The sequence below is a fragment of the Lawsonibacter asaccharolyticus genome (assembly GCF_022453915.1).
Taxonomy (GTDB): domain Bacteria; phylum Bacillota; class Clostridia; order Oscillospirales; family Oscillospiraceae; genus Lawsonibacter; species Lawsonibacter asaccharolyticus.
This window is the reverse complement of the sequence record NZ_CP091870.1, coordinates 835,533-857,057: the sequence shown is the minus strand read 5'-3', so window position 1 is coordinate 857,057 and position 21,525 is coordinate 835,533. Positions and strand designations below refer to the sequence as shown.

Annotated in this window: 23 protein-coding genes and 1 pseudogene; 3 read left to right on the top strand and 21 right to left on the bottom strand. The window is 55.0% G+C overall.

The genetic code is table 11. The annotated features are described in order from the left end of the window. Positions 1-55: 55 nt before the first annotated feature. From L9O85_RS03960 to L9O85_RS03950, 3 genes are all read left to right on the top strand, one after another. Positions 56-859, top strand: a complete 804-nt coding sequence (locus L9O85_RS03960) for a ParA family protein (protein ID WP_301579657.1) — start codon at positions 56-58, stop codon at positions 857-859. After that, on the top strand, positions 859-1,596 hold the full coding sequence (locus L9O85_RS03955; RefSeq protein WP_256182581.1) for a late competence development ComFB family protein: 738 nt from the start codon (positions 859-861) through the stop codon (positions 1,594-1,596). The genes L9O85_RS03960 and L9O85_RS03955 overlap by 1 nt, the downstream gene beginning before the upstream one ends. A gap of 84 nt (positions 1,597-1,680) precedes the next feature. Next, positions 1,681-1,989: a late competence development ComFB family protein gene (locus L9O85_RS03950; protein WP_256182580.1), complete on the top strand. Its 309-nt coding sequence runs from the start codon at positions 1,681-1,683 to the stop codon at positions 1,987-1,989. Positions 1,990-2,160: 171 nt separating this feature from the next. Here L9O85_RS03950 and L9O85_RS03945 read toward each other — a convergent pair whose 3' ends face one another. The 21 genes and pseudogenes from L9O85_RS03945 to L9O85_RS03845 all read right to left on the bottom strand — a co-directional run bounded on the left by L9O85_RS03945 (position 2,161) and on the right by L9O85_RS03845 (position 21,509). Then, complete coding sequence (locus tag L9O85_RS03945; RefSeq protein ID WP_157954627.1) at positions 2,161-2,613, bottom strand: PilZ domain-containing protein; 453 nt, start codon at positions 2,611-2,613, stop codon at positions 2,161-2,163. Positions 2,614-2,835: 222 nt separating this feature from the next. Next, positions 2,836-5,913 carry an EAL domain-containing protein gene (locus L9O85_RS03940; RefSeq protein WP_301579653.1) on the bottom strand — a complete coding sequence of 1,026 codons (3,078 nt, stop codon included), beginning with the start codon at positions 5,911-5,913 and terminating at the stop codon, positions 2,836-2,838. 88 nt (positions 5,914-6,001) lie between these two features. Further along, positions 6,002-7,291, bottom strand: coding sequence for an EAL and HDOD domain-containing protein (locus L9O85_RS03935; RefSeq protein ID WP_108979513.1), 1,290 nt, complete (start codon positions 7,289-7,291; stop codon positions 6,002-6,004). Between the two features lie 20 nt (positions 7,292-7,311). Continuing rightward, a complete protein-coding gene (locus tag L9O85_RS03930; protein ID WP_050625226.1) occupies positions 7,312-8,232 on the bottom strand; it encodes a chemotaxis protein in 921 nt (306 codons plus the stop codon). Between the two features lie 37 nt (positions 8,233-8,269). Further along, complete coding sequence (locus L9O85_RS03925) at positions 8,270-8,752, bottom strand: chemotaxis protein CheD (protein ID WP_301579651.1); 483 nt, start codon at positions 8,750-8,752, stop codon at positions 8,270-8,272. After that, the gene (locus L9O85_RS03920; protein WP_050625228.1) at positions 8,745-9,365 is read right to left on the bottom strand and encodes a chemotaxis protein CheC; all 621 of its coding nucleotides are present in this window, start codon (positions 9,363-9,365) and stop codon (positions 8,745-8,747) included. The genes L9O85_RS03925 and L9O85_RS03920 overlap by 8 nt, the downstream gene beginning before the upstream one ends. Positions 9,366-9,380: 15 nt before the next feature. Further along, positions 9,381-10,112 carry a flagellar hook-basal body protein gene (locus L9O85_RS03915; protein ID WP_108979514.1) on the bottom strand — a complete coding sequence of 244 codons (732 nt, stop codon included), beginning with the start codon at positions 10,110-10,112 and terminating at the stop codon, positions 9,381-9,383. Positions 10,113-10,131: 19 nt separating this feature from the next. After that, positions 10,132-10,611: a flagellar basal body rod C-terminal domain-containing protein gene (locus L9O85_RS03910; RefSeq protein WP_301579650.1), complete on the bottom strand. Its 480-nt coding sequence runs from the start codon at positions 10,609-10,611 to the stop codon at positions 10,132-10,134. A gap of 22 nt (positions 10,612-10,633) precedes the next feature. Then, positions 10,634-10,855, bottom strand: a pseudogene (locus L9O85_RS03905) (flagellar basal body protein); the annotation flags it as partial. A 54-nt stretch (positions 10,856-10,909) separates the two neighbouring features. After that, complete coding sequence (locus L9O85_RS03900; RefSeq protein WP_050625231.1) at positions 10,910-11,734, bottom strand: FliA/WhiG family RNA polymerase sigma factor; 825 nt, start codon at positions 11,732-11,734, stop codon at positions 10,910-10,912. A 16-nt stretch (positions 11,735-11,750) separates the two neighbouring features. After that, positions 11,751-13,841, bottom strand: coding sequence for a flagellar biosynthesis protein FlhA (gene flhA, locus L9O85_RS03895; protein ID WP_108979516.1), 2,091 nt, complete (start codon positions 13,839-13,841; stop codon positions 11,751-11,753). Between the two features lie 23 nt (positions 13,842-13,864). Further along, the gene (gene flhB / locus L9O85_RS03890) at positions 13,865-14,926 is read right to left on the bottom strand and encodes a flagellar biosynthesis protein FlhB (protein ID WP_276757960.1); all 1,062 of its coding nucleotides are present in this window, start codon (positions 14,924-14,926) and stop codon (positions 13,865-13,867) included. Between the two features lie 37 nt (positions 14,927-14,963). Then, positions 14,964-15,737: a flagellar biosynthetic protein FliR gene (locus tag L9O85_RS03885; protein WP_276757963.1), complete on the bottom strand. Its 774-nt coding sequence runs from the start codon at positions 15,735-15,737 to the stop codon at positions 14,964-14,966. Between the two features lie 12 nt (positions 15,738-15,749). Next, positions 15,750-15,995 carry a flagellar biosynthetic protein FliQ gene (locus tag L9O85_RS03880; RefSeq protein WP_050625235.1) on the bottom strand — a complete coding sequence of 82 codons (246 nt, stop codon included), beginning with the start codon at positions 15,993-15,995 and terminating at the stop codon, positions 15,750-15,752. Between the two features lie 13 nt (positions 15,996-16,008). Beyond that, a complete protein-coding gene (fliP, locus tag L9O85_RS03875) occupies positions 16,009-16,671 on the bottom strand; it encodes a flagellar type III secretion system pore protein FliP (RefSeq protein ID WP_050625236.1) in 663 nt (220 codons plus the stop codon). A gap of 12 nt (positions 16,672-16,683) precedes the next feature. Continuing rightward, positions 16,684-17,043, bottom strand: a complete 360-nt coding sequence (locus L9O85_RS03870) for a FliO/MopB family protein (protein WP_050625237.1) — start codon at positions 17,041-17,043, stop codon at positions 16,684-16,686. Between the two features lie 13 nt (positions 17,044-17,056). Beyond that, the gene (locus L9O85_RS03865; RefSeq protein WP_050625238.1) at positions 17,057-17,422 is read right to left on the bottom strand and encodes a response regulator; all 366 of its coding nucleotides are present in this window, start codon (positions 17,420-17,422) and stop codon (positions 17,057-17,059) included. A 33-nt stretch (positions 17,423-17,455) separates the two neighbouring features. After that, entirely contained in the window at positions 17,456-18,781 is a 1,326-nt protein-coding gene (gene fliN / locus L9O85_RS03860; protein ID WP_050625239.1) for a flagellar motor switch protein FliN, read from the bottom strand. Between the two features lie 4 nt (positions 18,782-18,785). Beyond that, complete coding sequence (locus L9O85_RS03855; RefSeq protein ID WP_050625240.1) at positions 18,786-19,799, bottom strand: flagellar motor switch protein FliM; 1,014 nt, start codon at positions 19,797-19,799, stop codon at positions 18,786-18,788. Between the two features lie 27 nt (positions 19,800-19,826). After that, a complete protein-coding gene (locus L9O85_RS03850) occupies positions 19,827-20,624 on the bottom strand; it encodes an OmpA/MotB family protein (protein WP_050625241.1) in 798 nt (265 codons plus the stop codon). Positions 20,625-20,657: 33 nt separating this feature from the next. Next, on the bottom strand, positions 20,658-21,509 hold the full coding sequence (locus L9O85_RS03845; RefSeq protein ID WP_108979520.1) for a motility protein A: 852 nt from the start codon (positions 21,507-21,509) through the stop codon (positions 20,658-20,660). Positions 21,510-21,525 lie beyond the last annotated feature (16 nt).

Here is a 21,525-nt window from a genome sequence, read left to right as displayed (position 1 = left end):
ATGCCAGACTGCGCACAGGCTTTTCCGGAACTGACGAAAGGAGAAGTAAAGGGGTATGTCACCAACTATTATCTCGATCACCAATCAGAAAGGCGGCGTCGGAAAGACAACAACTGCCTGCGCCCTTCTGTCCTCCCTGCATAACCGCGGGGCCAAGGTCCTGGGCGTGGATCTGGACCCGCAGGGGAGTCTGAGCTTCAGCCTCGGTCTTGATATTGAGCACTGCGTCACGATCTACGATGTATTCCGCGGGACCGCTTCCCCTGAACAGGCCGTCTCCCCTACAGATACCTGCGATCTTCTTCCAGCCAATATTCTTCTCTCCGCAGCCGAACTGGAATTTCAGAAGCCGGGGCGGGAATTTCTGCTGAAAACCGCCCTGTCAAAGCTCCAGGACCGATATGATTTCATCATCATCGACACTCCTCCCGCCCTTAATATTCTGACCGTCAACGCCTATGTCGCCACTGACGGCCTGATCATTCCCATGGCGCCGGAGGTACTCAGCCTGCTGGGCGTCTCCCAGATCAAAGAGACCATTGACAGTGTGTGGGAGTATTATAATTCCCGCCTGCGGGTCATGGGCATTCTGCTCACTCGTTTTAATCCCCGGCTGAATCTCAATCGGGAAATGCTGGAGCTCTCCCAGCAGATGGCGGAACAGCTGGATACCAGAGTATTCCAGACTAAGATCCGTAACAGCGTCTCGGTGGCGGCGGCCCCGGCTCACGGGATCAGCATCGTAGATTACTCTCCCCACTCCAAGCCCTCCCAGGATTATGAGTGTCTGTGTGATGAGCTGGCCGGCGCCGCCTTTCCCCGCAGGACCCATCAGGATGGGCCCGGGAGGGATGTGTGATGGCGGGCAAAAACAGCCGAAGCAGCAAAACGGCCCATGTGCTGAATCTTCTTTCCGGCGGCACGCCGGAGGTAAAGCCGGACGCGGTGCCGCCCCCCAGGGAAGCACCTCCCCCCGCCCCTTTGGAGCCTGCCCCCCCTGCTTCAGACATGTCCGTGCCGGAGGCTCCGTCCTCTGCTGCGCGCCGTCTCTCCCCGCCCATTTTGGAGGTGGCCCGCAGCAACAATGCTGCGCTGTCAGAGAGCATCCACACTGCGCTGGAATCCGCACTTCAGGAGGAGCTGGCCTCCTCGGAGCAGACTGCCGCCCCCTCTCCGGTCCCTCCTGCATCTCCCGCTTCCGCAGCGGAGGGAGAAGCTTCTCCCCAGGTTTTGGACACTCCGCCCCCCACTCCTTCTGCTCCCGCTCCCTCTCCTTCCGTGCCGGAGCAGGCATCCACAGAGCTGTCAGACGGCGCAGAGCTCTTCAATGTGATGCAGCTCTTGGTGGCGGAAAAGCTGGAACGTTATGTAAAGCTGTTTGGTCTTTGCAGCTGTCCCCGCTGTCTGGCGGACGCCGAGGCACTGGCTCTCACCCGGCTCCCGGCCCAATATGCCGTGTTTCCGCCAGATCTGCTCCCCACCAAGCTCAGTGTGTACCGGGCCCGGTATGACAGCGAGATCACCAGGCAGATCATCTGGGCCTGCAAATCTGTGATGGACTCCCCCCGGCATATCCTGCCCGCCGGCTCTCGCTGACAGAAAATTTTTATTTCCCCCGCGATCCTCGCTTTTTCCGGCCTACAGATCGATCCTCCCTCTAGTCTACAGAGGATATGGATCATGAAAAATATGATCGCTTCTCAAAAGAAGGGGAATGTGGAAATGGGCTTGAATTACCATAATCTGATGGAGGATATCGTGTTGCAGCATGTAGATAGGATCTTGGAGGCGGACGGCTGCTGCTGCTGCGACATCTGTAAATCTGATGTGATCGCCTATGCGCTGAATCACCTGCCTCCGCAGTATGTGGTGACGGATACCGGGCGTATGATGGTCAAGCTGAAGAATTGTGACTCTCAGAACCGCACAGATGTGCTCGCCGCCCTCAGCAATGCAGTCAAGCTGATCCGGGACAACCCGCGTCATTGACGCAGCAGGCCCCGCCATATTGGTGGGGCCTGCGACTGCCTAAAAGTGGCGGAGTCACTTTTAGGGCAGCATCAAACGTTATCCGCCGCCTGTGGGCGCCGGACCTCCGCAGGAGCGCTTTTTTGACAAACTGAGGCCCCCCGCCATATTGGCGGGGGGCCTCAGGCGCTCTCAGCTCTTCCGGTTGATAGACCTTGCCTGCAGGTTGAAGATATCCCTGCACAGCTGGTCCTCCTGCCCCGGACGCAGGTCATAAAAGCTGCACCCATAAGAATACCAGCCCTTTCCGGCATCTATCCGCTCCACCCTCCGCACCAGGCAAAGCAGGGTATAGAGCTCCCCCTCCTGCCTCAACCGAAATCCAGACAGCTCCAGCACTTCCCCCTCTATATACCGGCCCTGACTGTAAAATTTCACCCCGCTGATGCTTATATCGACCAAATTGCAGGGCTGCTTTCTCCCCTCCCGGTCAGTCAAAATGCCGCGGCCTCTCACCATCTGTCGAAAGTTCTCTCGCCTCTCCGGCCCAGATACAACGTTCTCCAGTTCGATCCACCAGTGGTCCGCTGCGTTCCGCTCCACCTGTCCATAGGCGATCATCACCTTGCCCTGCTCCTGTCCCATATAGATGTGTACCTTTACCGGTTCATGGTATAAAACACCCCCGGGAGTTCCCTCCCCTTTACGCAGCTCTGCACAGAGCCGGCCGCCTGCCCTGTCGTATTCCTGTATCCTCCCCACAAAGAGAAGATGATTTTCCCGGGTCAGCACCTCGCATATCGCGCCCAAAGCACTGGAGAGGTCCTCTTCATATTTGGGGCTCATAGCCTCTCACCTTCCATTTTCCTATTTCCAACTCAGAATATCTTCTTTTTTCTGCGACTCCAAAACCTGACGCATTTCTTCCCACTCCAGAGGCTTGTAGAAATAAAATCCCTGGATAAAGTCGCACTCTGTCTGGCGGACGATATCCAGCTCCTTTTTTGTCTCTACGCCCTCTACACAGACTTCCTTTCCGAACTGATGGCAGGCGTAGACCACGCTCATGATAAACCTCATCTTTTCCTTGGAGGTAGTGATCTCCCGCATCAGAGTCCGGTCCAGCTTGATCAGGTCAGCCGGATACTGCAGAAGAAGCTGCAGCCCGGAGTAGGCACTTCCAAAATCGTCCAGAGCAAACCGTATCCCGATCTGCTTGCACTGCCGGATAAAGCGCTGAAGATGCTCCGGCATCTCGTCAAAATGGGTCTCTGTCAGCTCGATCAGCAGATTTTCCGCCGGTATCTGGAAGCGCTCCATGGTATCTTCTAAAAAAGGGAAAAACTTTTGATCCATGATCTGGAGATAGCTGACATTGACCGAGAGCCGGAAATCCGGCTGATACTTCAGGATCTCCTTCCCTTTCCGCATGGTCTCCTCCAGAATCCATTTCCCTACCGGAGCGATCATTCCCGTCTGCTCCAGTATCGGGACAAATTTGGAAGGTGATATCTCTTTCCCCTCGTTCTTCCAGCGCAGCAGCACCTCACCGCCGAACATCCGTCCGTTTTTTGTCTCTACCTGGGGCTGGATCACAATGCGGAAGCCTTGGAACCCATGTTCAATGCATGCATTCAAAGCCATGCTCATGTCGGTATGCTCCTGATAGGTCTTTGTCATATGGGACGAAAATTCAAGATAATCCAAATCTGGGAACGCTTTTGCTGTATGGGCTGCCGTGATCACATTGTCGACCAGCTCCTGGGCCTCTCTCTGTCCCGCTGCGCTGTGGAGCACCCCAATGGCACAGGGGGAAACAACATGGATCTTATATTTTCTGAATATGTCTTTTATGATCTTTTGGATCGATGCCACCGCCCCTTCCGGCTCCAGCACCGTTTGAGAGACTGCCAAAAAACGCGCTCCGTCTATCCGATAAAAATAGAACTGCACGCCCAGATTCCGCTCCAGCTGCCAGCCGATCTCTTTCATCACCGCGTCTCCAATGTCCCGGCCAAAGACGTGGTTAACATCGGAAAATTTTCGGAGCACGATGCACATCAGCATTGTCTCGATCCCAAGCCTGTTGAACTCCGAGATCCGCTTCAGGGCAAGGGAAAGGTTGAGCAGTCCGGTGATCGGATCCACCTCCGACTCATTTTTCAGGCTGACCATGCTCCCGGAGAAAAACAGCGGCTCTGTCTTATCCTCATTCCACTTCATGATCCCCCGGCAGTGCAGCCAGGTCAGCTCTCCATTTTTGTCATAGATTCGATAGCGGACGCTGTGACTCTCCCGCTTTTCCCTGAGCATGGCCCTCGTATCCTCGACATGCATCTGCTGGTCCGGCCCATAGATGCGCTGCTCCAGCAGCGACACAAAATTGGGAACAATATTCCCCGGGAAGCAGAAGTCCTCCTTTAAATTGTCGGAAATATAATATAGATTTTTCCTCATATCTCCGAAATAGATATAGAAGGAAGAGCCCGTCATGGTCAGCGATTTCAAAAAGGAGGTCACATCAAAATAGCAGTCCCTCACAAAGGCATGGAGCGCATCCTGACTCTGCACAAGCTCCCTGTCATCATGCTCCATCCGGTGCTCTTCCAGTCCATCTGTCAGGCCGCACAGGCGGTAATATGTCCGTTTATTCTCGTACATATTTTCGTCCGCCTCATTCATCAGGTCATTGAAGCTTTTTCCGCCGGCCTGACACCAAGCGCTTCCGATGGACAGCCAGCAGCGGCTGGATACCGCCGCCGCTTTCAGCTGCTCCACACTCTCCTGAAACTTCTCCCTGCCTACCCCTTCCCGCACCACCAGAAACTCGTCCCCGCCCATGCGGAAGATCTGGTCCTCAGGAAACATCCCTCCTAAGACCTGATAGGCTTGTATGATCGTTCGGTCCCCGCTGGCATGCCCAAACCGGTCATTGACCCGCTTCAGGCCGATCAGATCACAGTAGATCAGCCCCATGTCCCGCTCCAGATGTGCTCTGGCTAAGTAGGAATTGAGCGCGTACCGATTCATCGCGCCAGTCATCTGATCACGAAAGCTGATCTGCTCCAGATTCCGGATCAGGTCCCTCTGCTGTATGAGAGAGACAATAAAATGAGACAGGATCTTGCACATCTCCGCCACTGCGTTCATCTGTTTCTCTGGTGGGTCGTCTATGCGCACAAAGCCGACTACCTCCGCTTTGGCCAGAAGCGGGATCAGGATCATACGCCGGACCTGCTCCGGAGACAGCACCTTAGACAGCGCCGGCATATCCCGGCACAGCTTTTCCATATCTGTCAGCAGCAGCGGCTCGTTATGAAAAAATGTTTCATACCACTTTGTCACGGGTTCCGCCACACTCAGCTCCAGCAGTTTTTTCTCCGGCGCCTTCCCCGCCCTGCTCCAGCTATAGGTGTTGAGCAGCCATTTTCGCTCCCTGCTCTCGTAGATCATCACTGCATTGCAGGAAATATGGGTCCCGAGATAATGGAGCATGAAGCTTAATGCCTCATCCATGTCTGTGACGGCACGCACCTTCAGAAAGCACTCATTGATCAGCTCTTCATAATGACGCACCGCGGCAAGATCCAGCTTCTGCGCTTCCTGCTTTTCCTTCTCCACATCCATGGCAAATTCCATGCGGTACTGTCTGCCCTCGTACTCAACGATGGTGTCCTTGATCCGATAGGGGGCTTTGAGCAGAGGATTTCGATAGGTCCATTCAATGAATTTGCCTTCCTTCAGCTGTGAATTTGTACAGAATGGACATGGCTCTCTCCTTCCCTGCAAAACCTCATAACACTTTTTCCCTGCGTAGTTGTCCTCATCCTCGATTCTAAATACAGAGCGGCCGTACCGGTTCAGGTACACCAGCTCATAGGTCTCTACATCCGCCACATAGAGGATCTCTTCCAGGTCCTCAAAGTGCTCCCAAACTGGTATCATGTCTCTTCACCCTCACACTCGACTTTCCACTGCAGCAAAAAACCGGGACGGCTGACCCCCCTGTTCTCTGTCAGCCGTCCCGGTCCTGTCAGGTCCCGCGCTCCTCCGCCAGGCCCGCCTCCAGCTGGCTGGGCTCCGGACGTGTGATTTCGTTCCACACCCGGTTTACTTCCTCCATACAGCTGAAATAAAGGCTGGTCAGCAGGTTGGTCGGGATACCCAGCCCCTCCGCGAGTTCGTCAATTCTTGCCCAGTTGGCTCGCTCGTAGGACAGTGCCAGATCATAGAGCATACCGCACCGCCCTGTGTGATGCAAAAGCCCCTCCTTCGCCTCTGCGCACAGGGGGATCTGCTCCAGGATCTCTTCCAGCGGTGCGTCGATCAGATAGTTCAGAGTAGAAAACATCCCCATCAGATATGCCTCCGGCTTGGAGATGGGCATGTCTTTCGCATAGTTCATCAGGTTGCTGCAGAAGCTTGCTCTCATAAAGGACAAGCGCAGGAATTCCTCTGCTCCCTCTTCCATCTGGTTTTCTGCATTGCTTGCGCTCAGCAGATAGACCCACTGCTTCAGTTCGCTCAGTCCCATGGTCATGATGGCCTGACGCACAGTAGCCACCTTGTGTCTCAGGGCAAAATAGCAGGAATTTGCCATCTTCAGCAGGCCATAGGTCAAAGTAGCATCCACCGAAATGATCTGCTCGATCTCCTCCACATCAGGCTCATCCCTGGTCACCGCCACCATCAGGCGGAAGAAATTGCTTTGCAGGTAGCCGCTGCTGTGTGTCTTTGTCCGGAGCTTCTCCGCCACATAAGTGCCCTCCAGCGCATCCACCTTCAGTTTCAGCGCCTTCTGGTAGAGCTCCTCCCGGTCTATTCCCACCGCAATGCACTTTTTCTTCATGCTGCGGGCAATTTCAATGATATTTTTCAGTGTGAGCTCTGGTGTGCTCTGAAAATTCAGCTTGATGTAGTCGATGCCATCCAGAATCCCCAGATACCGCGGCGCAAATTGAAACTCATTGACCGCGATCTGGTACCCTTCCTTCGCGTACTGCTGTACCATCCGCATAGCCAGAGGATGAATGATCACACTGTCATCGATTTGAATGACCAGTTCCGACTTGTCAAACAGCCTGGGTGTCTTTTTCATCAGCAGAGTAGTGGTAAAGGTCATAAAATTCAGGGACCCCCGAAGCAGCTTGTCTGTATTCAGCGTCAGGAAATTGTAGATGGTGTCTGCTGCGGCGAAATCGCTGGCGCCAGGACCATCTCCCCCGCTGAATGCCTGATTCTCACCATAGTACTGGATCTCATAGCCGATGATCCGGTTTTCTGCATCCTTGATCGGCTGGCGGACGATATATTTGCTGTTCATAGACTTCCCTCCTGCTTCCGTCACTCTCCACGGGCGATCAGCTGATCGATGATCCCGATCAGATGCCCAATTTCAGGCTTGCTCAGCTGTTCATCCGCGCCCACCTCTTTTCCCTTCCGGCGCATCTCCTCCGTGATCAGGGAGGAGAAGATCACCACCGGGATACGGCTGAACTCCGGATCGCATTTGATCAGCTTTGTCAGGCGGTGTCCATCCATCTGCGGCATCTCCAAGTCCGTGATGATCAGCGCTACATGTTCTCGCAGATCCGGCGCTCCCTTCCACTGCTGGAGGGCGTCCCATAGTTCACCGCCGTTTGGATACATATTTAGGTTTACATATCCGGCCTTGACCAAAGCGCTGCGGATCATCTGTGTGAGCAGGATAGAGTCCTCAGCCACCCAGATAGGGGTCTCGTTCCGGCTTCTCGGCCCCAGCCGGTCCACCTCAGAGAGCTGGATCCCTGTCTCAGGCGCGATCTCCGCCACGATCTTTTCAAAGTCCAAAATAGTGACCAGTTCCTCACCGCACTGCGCGATACCGGTGGCCACACCCTCTGGTCCCCCAGAGACGGTCTTATCCGGCTTCTGTATATCCTGCCAGGAGATCCTGCTGATCCCAACCACTGTATGAACACGAAACGCGATATGCATCTGATTGAAATTGGTGATGATGAACAGGTCCTTGTTCCCCTTTTCTTCCTCCCGTCCACTCAGATATTTGGGCAAGTCCACCACTGTGATCACTATGTCTCTGGGCTTGAAGATGCCCTCCACTGCGGGATGAGAATGGGGCATGGGATGTACAGGTGCGGACATCAGGATCTCCCGCACCTTTGCCACATTGATCCCATAGAGATTCCCGTCAATGGTAAACTCCATAATTTCGATCTCATTTGTCCCTGTTTCCAGTAATATCTCGTGGTTGCCTCGCTCTGCCATGCTGATCCCCCATTTCTGATCTCATTTAAAATTTTAGCTAGAAAATCAGTTCCGGTCTTCCATAGCTGCGGATGCATGCCTCTCCGGATTCTGCGTCGAACAGCAGCGTCCTTGCCACTGTACCGCCCACATCCTCCCGCAGGAGCTTGATGCCTTCCCTTTTCAACGTCATATGCACGCTTTCAATATTCCGCTGCCCGATATTTCCCAGGCTTCCGCCGCCCGCCACCTCAAACATACGGGCGCCTCCCGCAATTTTGGCCACCATGCGGCTGCGCCTTGCCCCTCTCGCCTCCATCTGCCGCAGGGTCTCCCGAATTCCCGTGTCCGCATACTTCATCGGTGATCTCCGCCCGGTCTCCATGTTCAGCGGCAGCATCACATGGACCAGCGCCGCCAGTCTCAGGCCGGGGTCATAGAGACAGATCCCGATGCACGACCCAAGGGCATATGTCACCAGCATCCCTTCATACTGGGTCATTTTCATATCCGCGATCCCCACCACCAACTTATCACTCATCCAAAACACCCAGCTTCTTCAACAAAAAATTTAGAGAGCGGATATCCGGTGAGAGCAGCAGGCGGCAGGGTACGATCCTGCGATTGCAGATAAAATTTGCGCCGATCGTCATAATGTAATCTGACTGACCGCCAAATTCCGCCATGGGAACGGTCAAAATCGCCCCCTGCATGTCCACCGCAAAGGCGGGCACCGTTACCTGGATGGTGAGGTCCGCTAAACCGGACAGAGCGTTGATGAACGTGGAGATCATGATGTTGCCTACTTCCACCAAGGCGGAACGGTCCAGCTCTGTGAGCTGACTGTAATCTTCGATCTCCCTGCCTACCATATGCCCCAACACCAGATTGACAAACTCTATCTGCTGCACCGAGAGCATGATCCCATTCACTTCGCCTCCCATGCGCACTACAACGCCGGCCGTAATTACCTCAGGGCCGCCGATCCAGTCAATGGCCTCGTTGTAGCCCATGATTCGGACCTCCGGCACGTCGATACGCACCTCGCACCCCAGCATGCTGGACAGTGCGGTAGCTGCGTTTCCCGTGCCGATGCTCCCGATCTCCCGGATGGTGTCCAGTTCCAAAACATTCAGCTCATCAAAATTTTTCAAGACAATTCCCCCGTCTTATCCATTCGCCAGGTTGTTCACAGTCGTCTCCACCTCATCCGCCGTGATCATCATTTTCAGCGCATAGCTGTAGGAGCGCTGTGCCTCGATCACCTTTCCGATCTCAGTGGCCAGATCCGTGTTGGATGTCTCTAAAAATCCCTGCCGGACTGCTGAACTGCCCATCCAAACATTTCCGCTTTTTTCCGTTGCCAGGAAGCGCCCTCCGTCCAGGTGCTGCAGTCCATCCTGGTATTGCACGATAAACACGCCCACAGGCTGCTCTTCCTCAAAATTTTCCATCTGGATTGGGTAGCCGCTGGAGTTCAGGACCTGGCGCCCCGCACCGTCCGTCAGATAGTAGACTTCGTGCCATTCTCCCTCCTCATCCTGCTCCTGAAAGCCTGCGGCCGCAAAGGAGCCGTCCCGGGTGAACGATATCTCGTTTTTGGATGGGTCGAAGAGGGCAAAAAAGCCGTCTCCCGCAATGGCGTAGTCCTGTTTCCTTCCAGTCTCCTCAACAGGTGCCTGACTGAAGTCTGTCGCGGTGGATACCATGCGCGTCCCGCTCCCCTTCGGAAGCTGATCCCCTCCGATCCCATTGACCATGCCGTACATCAGCGCCTGAAAGGCTGGCTTTTCTGCCTTGAACCCGCAGGTATTGACATTGGCGATATTGTTTGCCTGCACGTTCATCTTCTGCATCTGCTGCTGTGCGCCCACCGCAGCGCTGTAAAATGCCTGAATCATAAGCTCTCCCCCTCTCCGTTTACATCCGCGCCAGCTCATTGGCCGCCTTCGTCAGCAGGCCGTCGTAGAGTTTGAGTACTTGGGCCGCGCTCTGTAGCGCCCGCTCCGCAGTCATCATGGTACTCATCTCCCGGATCATATCCACGTTGGAGCTCTCGACCCACCGCCACTGAATGGACGGCTGTACTGGCTCAGCTGCCTGACCGCCGGCCCCGAACAGCCCGCTCTCATTCTTAGTCAGCTGTCCATTATCCGCAAAGGCGAATACGCCGATCTGTCCCAGGTATGCATCTCCATCTTCGGTATAGATCCGGCCGAACTCATCGGCCCGGATATCATCCGTTGTCAGTTGGAGAGGCTGTCCGTCCGGTCCCAGCACCCTGCCATGGGCCGGAAGGGAGAGATAGCCCTCCTGATCCAGCGCAAAGCTCCCTCCCCGGGTATATTCTGTGCCGTTCTCCGTCTGAATGGCAAAAAAAACCCTCTCCCTGGATCGCAAAATCCAGATTGAGCCCCGTCTCCTCCGGAGTCCCCTGGGCAAAGTTTATGTAAAGCTGACTGGGTGCCAGGATATAGCTCTCTTCTCCAATTTCCTGTGCACCGCTTTTGTTCTTGTTGCCTATGCGGCTGATCAGCACTTCCTGAAAGGTGCTGTCCGTGTACTGTTCCGCCTTATAGCCTGGGGTGGTCAAATTTGTCATGTTATTGGAGACCACATCCAGCCTCCGGCTTTGGGAGAGCATGCCGGAGGTCAAATTGTAAAAGCCTTTTGTCATGTTACCGCTCCGCCTTTCCACTTACTGCGCTTCCATGTATTGCTTCATGTACTGCCTCAGATGCTCGATTGCCCGGCTGTGGATCTGTGATATCCTGGGGGCGCTCACATTCAGCACCTGTGCAATTTCCTTCATGCTCAGCTCCTTCTCATAATACAGGGAAAGGACCAGCTGCTCTTTCTCCCGCAGGGATGAGATCCCCTGCTTGAGCGTCTCATGCAGCTCCTGCTCCTCGCACAGCTCTTCGGGCGGGTTCCCGCTTTCCCCCGAGATCCTCTGCCGTGCTCCCCTGCCCTGGGTATCCAGCAGCGCCTCAAAGGAAAGCAGGCCGGACACCGCTGTCTCAGAGAGCATAGCCCCATATTCCTCTCTTGTCACGCCCAGATGGTCCGCCATTTCCGCGCTGCTGGGCGTGCGCCCCATCTGCATGGACAGTTCCTCTCTGGCCCGGTTCAGACGGATAGACTTCTGCCGCACTTGACGCGGCAGCCAGTCCTGGTGTCTGGCCAGGTCTACGATCATGCCCCGCAGGCGCTTGGAGACATAGGTCTCGAATTTCACGTCCTTTGAGGGGTCGAACTTGTCTACCGCGCTGAGCAGCACCAGGATCCCCTCTTCCACAATATCATCCAGCTGGGCAAAGCTGCTGTAGATCCCCCACACCTGGGCGGCAATGGCCCGCACCATGCCTGTCATGCGGAGTACCAGCTTCCATTTCAGTTCCTCATCTCCGCTTTCCCTGTACAGAAACAGCAGCTCTTGGTTGCTCATCTGCTCCACTGCTTCCTCTGAAAGCAATTCAGTCTGCTGGGCGGCAGTCTCAACTTTTTCTCTGCACTTTTCCATCCGTGTCGCCCCTTACCTATGAAGGCTGATTCTGCTGCTGAAGTGTAATGTTGCCGATCGCCTGGATCTGCACGCTGCTGGTTATCTCGTGGAAGGAGAGCACATAGACATCAGGATAAAACTGGGCGATCATTCGGCTGAGGTAGACCCGGATAATCTGGCTGGTCAGGACGATGGGTGTCTGGGACAGGTCGTTGAACTTCTTTCTCAACTCTCCCAGCTGCGCAATGATCTGCTGCATGATATCCGGGCTCAGGGCCAGATACACCCCGTGATCGTTTTTCGTCAGGGCAGCCAGCACTTTCTTTTCCACCTCAGCGTCCAACGTCACCACCCTCAGCTGTCCATTTTCACAGAAGCGCCGGGTAATCGTCCGGCTCAGCGCACTGCGCACCTGTTCCGTGATCATATCAATGTCACGGGTCCCGCCGCTGGCCTCCACCACTGCCTCCAGGATAGTTGCGAGATCTTTGATCGGGATGCCCTCCCGGAGCAGGCTTTTCAGGATCTTCTCCAGATTTGCATAAGAAACCACATTAGGAATGGCGTCCGCCACCAGCTCTGGCTCTGTCTGTTTCAAGTGCTCGACCAGCTGTATGGTCTCCGAACGATTCAACAGCTCGTAAGTATGCTTTTTGATGGTCTCAGACAGGTGGGTCAGCATCACCGTCAGCGGTGTGATCACAGTATAGCCGTAGATTTCCGCCATCTCCTTGTTTTCTGGCAGAATCCAGCGTGAGGGAATACCGTAGGCAGGCTCCACTGTCTCGATCCCGTCGATCTCTCCTGTGGGATTGGAGGGCTCCAGGGCCAGATAGTAGTCCACCAGGATCTCTCCCCGTGCCACTTCCTCTCCCCGGATCTTGATGATGTATTGGTTGGTTCCCAGGGATGCGCCGTCATGGAGCCGGATGGACGGGATCACAAATCCCATGTCCTGAGCATACTGCCGCCGGAAAATGACGATCCGGCTGATCAGCTTTCCGCCGCTGGCTTCGTCCACCAGAGGGATCAGGCTGTATCCGAATTCCATCTCAATGGGCTCCACAGTCAACAGGGAGTAGACATTGTTGATGTCCTTGTAGTAGTCCGCCTCGCTGGCCGCCTGGAGCTCTGGCACCGCCTCACCGGCCCTTGCGCTCTCCGCTTCCTCCATCTGTCTGGCAAGGGCCATTTTGTGATCGCTCCAGTATCCGCCTACGGAAAGGACGGCTCCCACCAACAGAAGGGGCAGGGTCGGAGTCCCTGGAAAAAGCCCCAGCATCAGAAGGATCATGCCGGTCGCCATAATAGCTCTGGGCTGGGCCTTGAACTGGCTGATCACATCGGTGTTCAGGCTCCCGTCCGATACGGAGCGAGTCACGATCATTCCAGTGGCAGTGGAGATCATCAGAGCCGGAAGCTGAGACACCAGGCCGTCGCCAATGGTAGCGATGGAATATACACTTAGGACCGTGCTCAGGTCTCCCCCGCCCTGTACGATTCCAATGATCAGCCCGGCTACGAAGTTGATGACCGTGATGATCAGGGACATTACGGCGTCCCCCTTGACGATCTTGGTGGCGCCATCCATGGCGCCATAAAAGTCCGCCTCCCGCTGGATCTTCTGCCTGCGCAGACGGGCCTCTTTCTCATTGATCAGGCCAGAGCTCAGATCCGCGTCAATAGCCATCTGTTTTCCCGGCATAGCGTCCAGGGTGAACCGGGCAGCTACCTCGGAGACCCGTTCCGCCCCCTTGGTGATGACAATGAACTGGACCAGTACAATGATCAAAAAGATCAGTATCCCGATGACGATATTTCCCTGGGTGATCAGATCCCCGAACGCCTTAATGACCACACCGGCGTTTCCCCCGTTCTTGAGGATCAGACGGGTGGAGGACACATTTAATCCCAGCCGGAATAGAGTCGTAATGAGCAGCAGGGAGGGAAAAATGGAAAATTCCAGCGGCTCGGAAATATTCATGGTGATCATCAGGATCATGATGGACAGCGAGATATTAAGGATCAGCAGCACATCCAGCACACTGGGATGCAGCGGGATCACCAGGAACAGAACGATGACCACCACGATCAGGGATATTGCATTGTTGAGTATTCGTCTCATATCTCTTCCTGGAGCCTACTTTCTCATGGAATCTTCTGATCCATCCGATACAGATAAACCAATACCTCCGCCACTGCGTTATACAGCTCAGGCGGGATCACTTGGTTGAGGTCTGTGGAGGCATACAGCGCCCGGGCCAGCGGCACGTTCTCCACCACGGCCACCTTGTGCTCCTCTGCGGTACGCACGATCCTGGCCGCCAGTTCGTCCTGCCCCTTCGCCAGCACGATGGGCGCCGGGTCCCGATCCGGCTGGTAGCGCAGAGCCACCGCGAAATGGGTGGGGTTCCGGATCACCACGTCCGCCTTTGGCACCTGCTGCATCATTCTGGACTGAGCCATTTTCCGCTGGGTCTCCTTGATCTTTCCCTTGATTTTCGGATCTCCCTCTGTCTGCTTGAACTCCTCCTTGATCTCCTGTTTGGACATCCGGATCTGCCGCTCATAGTCCCACCACTGATAAAAGATATCTGCCGCAGCCAGCACCGCGAAGGCCGCCCCGATCTGCATGGACAGCAGGAAGCTCTCCTCAAACAGATGGGCACAGGCCGCCAAAAGATCGGTGTAAAGATATTTGGTAAACAGGTCCAGCACGTTGGTGATATACCGGAAAATCAGTATCAGAAGAACTGCGATCTTCAGCAGTCCTTTCAGCGCCTCCACAACACTGCGCAGGGAAAACAGCCGTTTCACTCCCTGCAGAGGGCTGATCCGGCTCAGCTTCGGCCTCAGGGACTCCCCTGAAACCAGCAGCTTTGTCTGAAAAAAGGTGGCCACCACCCCTGCTGCTGCAGCCGCAGCCATCAGTGGGACCGCAGCCTTGACAAACGTTCCCAGAAGATGAATGAACAGCCCGCTTCCCTCCGCCGGGACTTCCATGGATGGCTGCGCAATGAGATCCATACAGTACCGCAGGAACTCATATATTTGTGCCGCGATCCAGTTGGCGCTCAGCCTGAGGACAAGGAAGCTGACCAGCAATACGACCACTGAGACTGCGTCATTACTGAAAAATATATTTCCTTTTTTCCGCTCATCACGCCGCTTTTTTGGTGTGGCTTTTTCCGTTTTCTGTCCGTCTGCCAAGCCCCATCACCTCTTCTCTCTTCCAGAGCCCTTCCCACTAACCGGAGCCTGCCATCACGGCCAGCCCCCGTCTCAGGCCAGAAAGCATGTCCGCCTCTGCCCCCAGCAGGAATTCACTAAGGGGAGTCAGGAACAGGAAGAGCAGGATCAGTCCGATGATGACCTTGAGTTCCATGTTGATGACAAAGGCGTTGATCTGTGGGATAGCCTTCATCAAAATTCCCATTCCCAGCTCTCCCAGCAGTTCGGCAGCCAAGATCGGCAGGGCCATCTTTACCGCCAGAAGCATGGAAGAGAAAAACACCTCTGCCACGTAGGAGGCCGCTGCTTCCCCGAGGACAGCGGTGCCAAAGGGCAGGATCTCAGCCGAGCCCAGCAGAATGCGCATCAGGGTGTAGTGGCCGTTCTCTGCAAAGAAGTTCAGAAAAAAGAGGATATTCAGCAGGGATGCCGTCACAGACATGTTGGCCTGACTGCTTGCATCGTAGATCTGCGCCATTGTCAGTCCCATCTGAGCGTCTATGATCTCTCCGCCTGCCTGGACGATAGCTGCGCACAGCTGCATCAGAAAGCCCAGCACGAATCCCACAATAAGTTCCACGCCTAGCCGGACCACCAGTTCCACCACTGTTCCTGGCGGTGCCGGCATCGGCTGTCCAAGCCCGTAGACAAACACGGACAAAACCAGAATCAGGCCCGTCTTTGCGTACCCGGGGATATTGCTGCGGCCTAGGATCGGGCTGAACAGGACAAAACCGCTGATCCTGGCCAACACCATTTCAAATCCAAAGAGCTCTGACCATCCAACCATACTGTCTGTTCCTCACATCAGGGTAAACAGGTAGCGTGTAAAATCCTTCAGAGTCTCCAGCATCCAGCCGCCCGCCGCCAGAAGGATAAGGACGACCACGATCATTTTCAGGATAAAGGAGAGGGACTGCTCATGGATCTGGGTCACAGCCTGAAAAATAGCCACCAAGATCCCCACCAGCATACTCAGCAGCAGCAGCGGTGCCCCCAGCTTCAGCGCTACTCCCACGCCCTCCCGCAGGATATCGACTACGTCCATAACTCCTCCTTACTCATTGGAAGCTCCGCACCAGTGTAGAAAACAGCAGCTGCCAGCCATCCAGCGAAATAAACAGCAGCAATTTAAATGGCATGGAGATCATGGAGGGCGGCAGCATGATCATTCCCATAGACATCAAGGTGGACGCCACCACCACATCGATCAGAACAAAGGGAATATACAGGTAAAATCCGATCAGAAATGCGTGCTTGAGTTCGCTGGTCATAAAGGATGGGACAATGATCCGCAGAGGCAGCCCCTCCGCCTGTGCCCGTGTGGCCGGCATATCCGCTCCGGCGAGCTCACAGAACAGCTCCAGAGAGCTGTCCTCCGTCTGATCCAGCATGAATTCCTTCAGAGGCACCTTAGCTTTTTCATAAAACTCCTCTTGAGTGATCCTCTCTGCTATGTATGGCTCATAAGCGTTTGTCTGGATGTCACTGATCACCGGGGACATGGTAAACAGGGTGAGGAACAGTGCCATTCCCACCAGCACCATGTTGGGCGGATTCTGCTGCAGCCCAATGGCAGAACGCAGAAAGGAGAGGGAGATGATATACCGGGTAAAGGAGGTCATCATCACCACAATAGAGGGGAGGAGTGTGATCAGGGTAGTCAGAAGTAGGATCTGGAGCGTCTGAAAATTCTCTCCATTTACATTGATCAGCGCGTCCAAGCTCCCACCCCCTTATTTCCTTCTCTGCTGAAGCACACTTTTCAGGGCCTCCTGAAAGCTTATCCGTTGGCAGGCACCCTCCGGTGCTCCTTCCTGCTCCCACTGCCCCATCTCTTCCCGGTTCAGTGTCCTCAGACAGGTGATCCCGCCCGGCGCCGCACCCAGCAGACAGATCTGCTCTCCGGCCTGAACCAGCAGCAGCTTTTGATCCTTCCCCACCTGGATCTCTTCTAAGACGGTTACATGCCGCCCTTTCAGCCGCCCTGCTGCCGCCCGCCCCGCCACAACATATCTGGTAAACCAGTAGGACAGCAGCAGTACAGCACAGATCGCGGCCAGAGCCCAAACCAGCTCCAGTATTTCATCCCGCATTTTGCTTTTCTGATCAGGGTGCGCCCAGAATGGAATTGACCGTTTTCATCAGGCGGTCGTCCTTGAAAGGCTTGACGATAAAGTCCTTGATCCCCGCTTGTACCGCCTCCATCACCATAGCCTCCTGGCCCATGGCGGAGCACATCACCACATTGGCGCTGCTGTCCTTGGCCCGGATCGCCTTCAGCGCCTCCAGCCCATCCATATTCGGCATGGTGATGTCCATGAGGACCAGGTTGGGATGGAGCTCAAAGTATTTTTCCACTGCGTCCTTTCCGTCGACCGCCTCGTGGACATCGGTATAGCCGTTCTTCGTCAGGGTGTCGCGAATGACCTTTCTCATAAAAGCTGCATCGTCTACGACCAAAATTTTTGCCATGTCACATCATCCTTTTCTTCTAAATTTGATTGGTTAGTCTGCCCGTGTCAGCTCACTCAGCTCAGGACGCTTCAATACTTCTGTGATTCTGATTCCAAAGTTGTCGTCAATGACCACCACATCGCCCCGGGCCACGCACAGCCCGTTTACAAACAGATCCACCTGATCCCCCGCCAGTTTGTCTAAAACTACCAGGGACCCCTTGGAAAAGGTAAGGATATCTTCCACCTTTCGGCGCGTCCGTCCAATCTCCACTGACACTTCCAGCGGCACTGACATGATCAATTCCAGATTCTGAGCCTGCTCCTGGCCGATCTTATCCGCCACATCCAGGGGCGGCAGCTGGACCGGCTTCGTGTTGATCACCCGCGGTTCCCCAGCGTATGCCGGAGGAGCCGGCATGTACTGCCCCGCTGCCTCATAAGGCCGCGCCGAACTCTGCTGCGGCTCCGGCTGCCGGGGTGGGGCCGCCTGAGCTGCAGAGGGAGCCATTCCGCTCATCAACTGCTCGATCTCCTCCTGACTCAGCTTTCCGCTCCCGGAGGAAGCGGGGGGCGGTGCGGAGGGAGCACCTCCGCTCATCAGCCGCTCGATCTCCTCCTGGCTCAGCTTGCCGCTCCCGGAGGAAGCGGGGGGCGGCGCGGAGGGGGCACCCCCGCTCATCAGCCGCTCGATCTCCTCCTGACTCAGCTTGGCTCCGCCGGTGGAAGGCTCCGGCTTTACCTCTTCTTCCGATTTAGCTCCCTTGCCCTCCCCATCACTCAGATCTACGCCAAATCCGGCGATCAGCTCCCTGGCCAGGTCCACAGACATGACATTGACGAATTCACTTTTCAGCACATTCTCAATGCTCAGCATGAACTTGGCCACTACCACCATCCCGCTGTCATACTGGAAGTGTTCCCGCTCAAACTGATCCAGGTCATCCAGAGTGAAGGACTGGGGCGTAGAGATATTGACGGAGCGGCCTAGGAAGTCAGAGAGAGCGGTGGACGCCGCGCCCATCATCTGGTTCATGACCTCGCATACCGCGCTGATCGTCAGATCATTAAACTCGAACTCCTCATCTGATATCTCCGTTCCCATCAAGATCTCTACGATCGTCTTGACGTCGTGGCGCTTGAGAAGCATGATGTTGCTCCCCTCGAGGCCGGAGACATATTTGATCTCGATCCCGATCGCAGGCTCTAGTTCTCCCAGGGTAAATTCCTCGATCGGCACCACCGACACAGATGGAGTGGTGATATCCACACGGTGATCCAGCATATTGGAGACCGCTGTAGCGGACGACCCCAAGCTGATATTCATGATCTCACCAATGGCATCGATCTCCATTGGGCTGAATATATTTTGTTTCATGTCCCTACTTGTCCCTTCCTCCCTGATTGTGATAGGTCTCCCCTATCTTTACCGCCATATTGCTGCTCAACGTCCCCATTTTTCCGCTGAACCAAGGCTTTCCCCCAATATACAGGTAAATGGGCTGCGCTGTTGGGTGTCCAAGGTCGATCACATCACCGGGATGGAGATAATAGATATCCTGCAGCCTCAGTTCTGTGCGGCCAAGCTCCGCAGATATCTCCAGCTCGGAATCCCTGAGAATATCAAGGATCTCCTCTGAATTGTCCTCCCCGGCCCCTCTTCCCGCCTGATTGGCCGCGGCGATCCGGGCAAAGATGGCGGACAGCATGGAACCGGGCAGGCAGAAGTTCATCTGTCCGGAGCAGTTGGAAAATTGGATGTTGATACCGATGATGACTACTGTCTCATCCAGGCCGATCAGCTGGACCAGTGTCGGGTTGGTTTCCATGCGCCGGACTCCGAAGGACAGGTCAATGTAGTTTTCCCAGCTTCCCCCCAGCACGGAGATGAGATCCTTCACAATACTCTCATAGAGCTTCAACTCCAGATCCGTAAAATTATATCCAGCCGGAAGCGCAGGATCGACATCGCCTTCTCCACCCATCAGGCGATCCATCATACTCAGCATCAGCGAGGTGGAAAAGTGGAGCAGAACGGGCTGTTCCTCCGCCTGCTGGTTGTGCGCAAACTGCACATCTGCCAGCACCAGCACATCCCCCTCTGTCAGTGCGTTGGAAAACTCGTAATAGCGCTGCTCCTCCACCGACTCCACAGAAATTTCGCAGGTGGTATGCAGCAGTCCATTGATCCTGGAGTTAATTACCCTGGTATAATTTTCAAAGATGCCGCTGATCATTTTCATGCGGTCCTTTGTAAATTTCCTCGGGCTGTAAAAGTCATATTTTCGGTACTTTTTCTCTGTCGTTTTCTCTGCCGACGCTGCCAAATCCATCTCGCCGCTGCGAGCAGCATTCAGCAGGGCGTCGATCTGGCTTTGTGATAGAACTTCCGCCATTGTTTTCCCTCCCAGGCAGAGTATGGATCAGGATGCTGCGTTCTGCTCTTCCGGCTGGTACGCCGGGCTCGGCGTGCCGGTACTCTCCCGCATGCTGTAATACTGCTTGATATCATCGCCTGCCAAAGCATCCAGATCCAGTCCGGTGACGATCAGCTCCACCCGGCGGTTCTTTGCCCGTTCTTCCGGAATGGCATTGCTGGAAATCGGCCGCCACTGGCCATATCCCACACTGACCAGCCTTGCTGGGTCAATGATCTCTTTCTCCTGCAAATATACAGTGACCACTGTGGCCCGATTGGACGCCAGGAATCGATCCACTGTATAGTCATTTTCCTCATTGGCTGTCGCCTGCGCCGTATGGCCCAGCACCCTGATCTCATTGATGGAAGGGCCCACTTCCGCAATGGATCGGGCGACCTGGTCCAAAACTTCCTTGCCCTCGTCCAGAAGGGTATATTCATTGGGACGGAAAAACACGGTGTCATTAAAGGAGATGAACACATAGCCGTTTCCCTTCCCAATGCTCACCTTTTCCATCATATTTTCCTGCTGAAAATATTCTGCCATGGCCTGGTAAAGCTGTTCCATATCCCGGTCCACCTGATCCTGTGTCACGACGCTGCCCTCGGGCGGCTCCTCCATGCTCGTCCCGTTGACCACTGCACTGGGATTGAGTGCCTGGACCAGGGCGATCCATTTGGATTCATCCATTTTGGACATGGAGAACAGCATTACAAAAAAGCAGAGCAGAAGCGTGACCATGTCGCCATAGGTGTCCATCCAGTTCGCTCCGCCGCTTCCGCTTTTTTTCTTTCTCTTCATTCTGGGTCCCGCCTCCTTGAAGCCGCCTGAAGCTCATTTCTTTTTTCCCCGGCGTTTTTTGCCTCCGTCATCGGCTCCCTCTGCCGCCTCTCCGCCTTCCCGCTGCTTCTCATTCATAAAGGTCAGCAGCCGCTCCCGCAGGAACTTGGGATTCTCACCAGATTGGATGGCCATGATCCCCTCCATGATGATCTGGCGGCACAGGATCTCCTCCTCATCCCGCGCCGTCAGATTGGCGGCAATGGGGTTGAATACCACATGTGCCAGCAGAGATCCATAAAATGTGGTGATCAGAGCCACGGCCATGTCAGGCCCCAGGGAGTTCATATCCGCTCCATCCAGGTTCTTCAGCATATTGATCAGACCGATCAGAGTTCCGATCATGCCAAAGGCCGGTGCCGCATTGGACCCCCGCTCATACATGGCGATGACTGCCTGGTGCCGCTCGGAGGTCTGCTCGATCTCATTTTCCAGGATACTGCGCACCCGCTCCGGGTCATTGTTGTCCACCACCAGCATGATCGCCTGCTTAAAAAAGGAGTTTTCCTGCTCGTTCCCCTTCTCTTCCAGTGCCAACAGCCCATTTTTTCTGGCGATCTGTGCCAGCTCGGTCAGCTGATCCACATACACCTGCGGATCAAAGGTGTTGGAGTGGAGCATGATCTTAAAGTGCTTTGGCAGGGACCTGATCTGCTTGGGATAGCAGGCGACCACCACCGCCAGTGTGCCGCCGATGACGATCAGAATACTGGACAGGTCCACAAAGTTCGATAGGTTTCCAATACTGAAGCTGAATTGAAGTGTCGACATATCGAAACCGACCACAATTCCAAACACAGTAAAGAAAAAGGCCATCACAATGCCGACGATATACACAATATTCATAGCGCGTATCCCTTCT

Coding starts and splice junctions, on each gene's coding strand:
- L9O85_RS03960 (WP_301579657.1), top strand. CDS start 56: ATGTCACCAACTATTATCTCGATCACCAATCAGAAAGGCGGCGTCGGA.
- L9O85_RS03955 (WP_256182581.1), top strand. CDS start 859: ATGGCGGGCAAAAACAGCCGAAGCAGCAAAACGGCCCATGTGCTGAAT.
- L9O85_RS03950 (WP_256182580.1), top strand. CDS start 1,681: ATGAAAAATATGATCGCTTCTCAAAAGAAGGGGAATGTGGAAATGGGC.
- L9O85_RS03945 (WP_157954627.1), bottom strand. CDS start 2,613: ATGGGACAGGAGCAGGGCAAGGTGATGATCGCCTATGGACAGGTGGAG.
- L9O85_RS03940 (WP_301579653.1), bottom strand. CDS start 5,913: ATGATACCAGTTTGGGAGCACTTTGAGGACCTGGAAGAGATCCTCTAT.
- L9O85_RS03935 (WP_108979513.1), bottom strand. CDS start 7,291: ATGAACAGCAAATATATCGTCCGCCAGCCGATCAAGGATGCAGAAAAC.
- L9O85_RS03930 (WP_050625226.1), bottom strand. CDS start 8,232: ATGGCAGAGCGAGGCAACCACGAGATATTACTGGAAACAGGGACAAAT.
- L9O85_RS03925 (WP_301579651.1), bottom strand. CDS start 8,752: ATGAGTGATAAGTTGGTGGTGGGGATCGCGGATATGAAAATGACCCAG.
- L9O85_RS03915 (WP_108979514.1), bottom strand. CDS start 10,112: ATGATTCAGGCATTTTACAGCGCTGCGGTGGGCGCACAGCAGCAGATG.
- L9O85_RS03900 (WP_050625231.1), bottom strand. CDS start 11,734: ATGGAAAAGTGCAGAGAAAAAGTTGAGACTGCCGCCCAGCAGACTGAA.
- flhA (WP_108979516.1), bottom strand. CDS start 13,841: ATGAGACGAATACTCAACAATGCAATATCCCTGATCGTGGTGGTCATC.
- L9O85_RS03885 (WP_276757963.1), bottom strand. CDS start 15,737: ATGGTTGGATGGTCAGAGCTCTTTGGATTTGAAATGGTGTTGGCCAGG.
- L9O85_RS03880 (WP_050625235.1), bottom strand. CDS start 15,995: ATGGACGTAGTCGATATCCTGCGGGAGGGCGTGGGAGTAGCGCTGAAG.
- L9O85_RS03870 (WP_050625237.1), bottom strand. CDS start 17,043: ATGCGGGATGAAATACTGGAGCTGGTTTGGGCTCTGGCCGCGATCTGT.
- L9O85_RS03865 (WP_050625238.1), bottom strand. CDS start 17,422: ATGGCAAAAATTTTGGTCGTAGACGATGCAGCTTTTATGAGAAAGGTC.
- fliN (WP_050625239.1), bottom strand. CDS start 18,781: ATGAAACAAAATATATTCAGCCCAATGGAGATCGATGCCATTGGTGAG.
- L9O85_RS03855 (WP_050625240.1), bottom strand. CDS start 19,799: ATGGCGGAAGTTCTATCACAAAGCCAGATCGACGCCCTGCTGAATGCT.
- L9O85_RS03850 (WP_050625241.1), bottom strand. CDS start 20,624: ATGAAGAGAAAGAAAAAAAGCGGAAGCGGCGGAGCGAACTGGATGGAC.
- L9O85_RS03845 (WP_108979520.1), bottom strand. CDS start 21,509: ATGAATATTGTGTATATCGTCGGCATTGTGATGGCCTTTTTCTTTACT.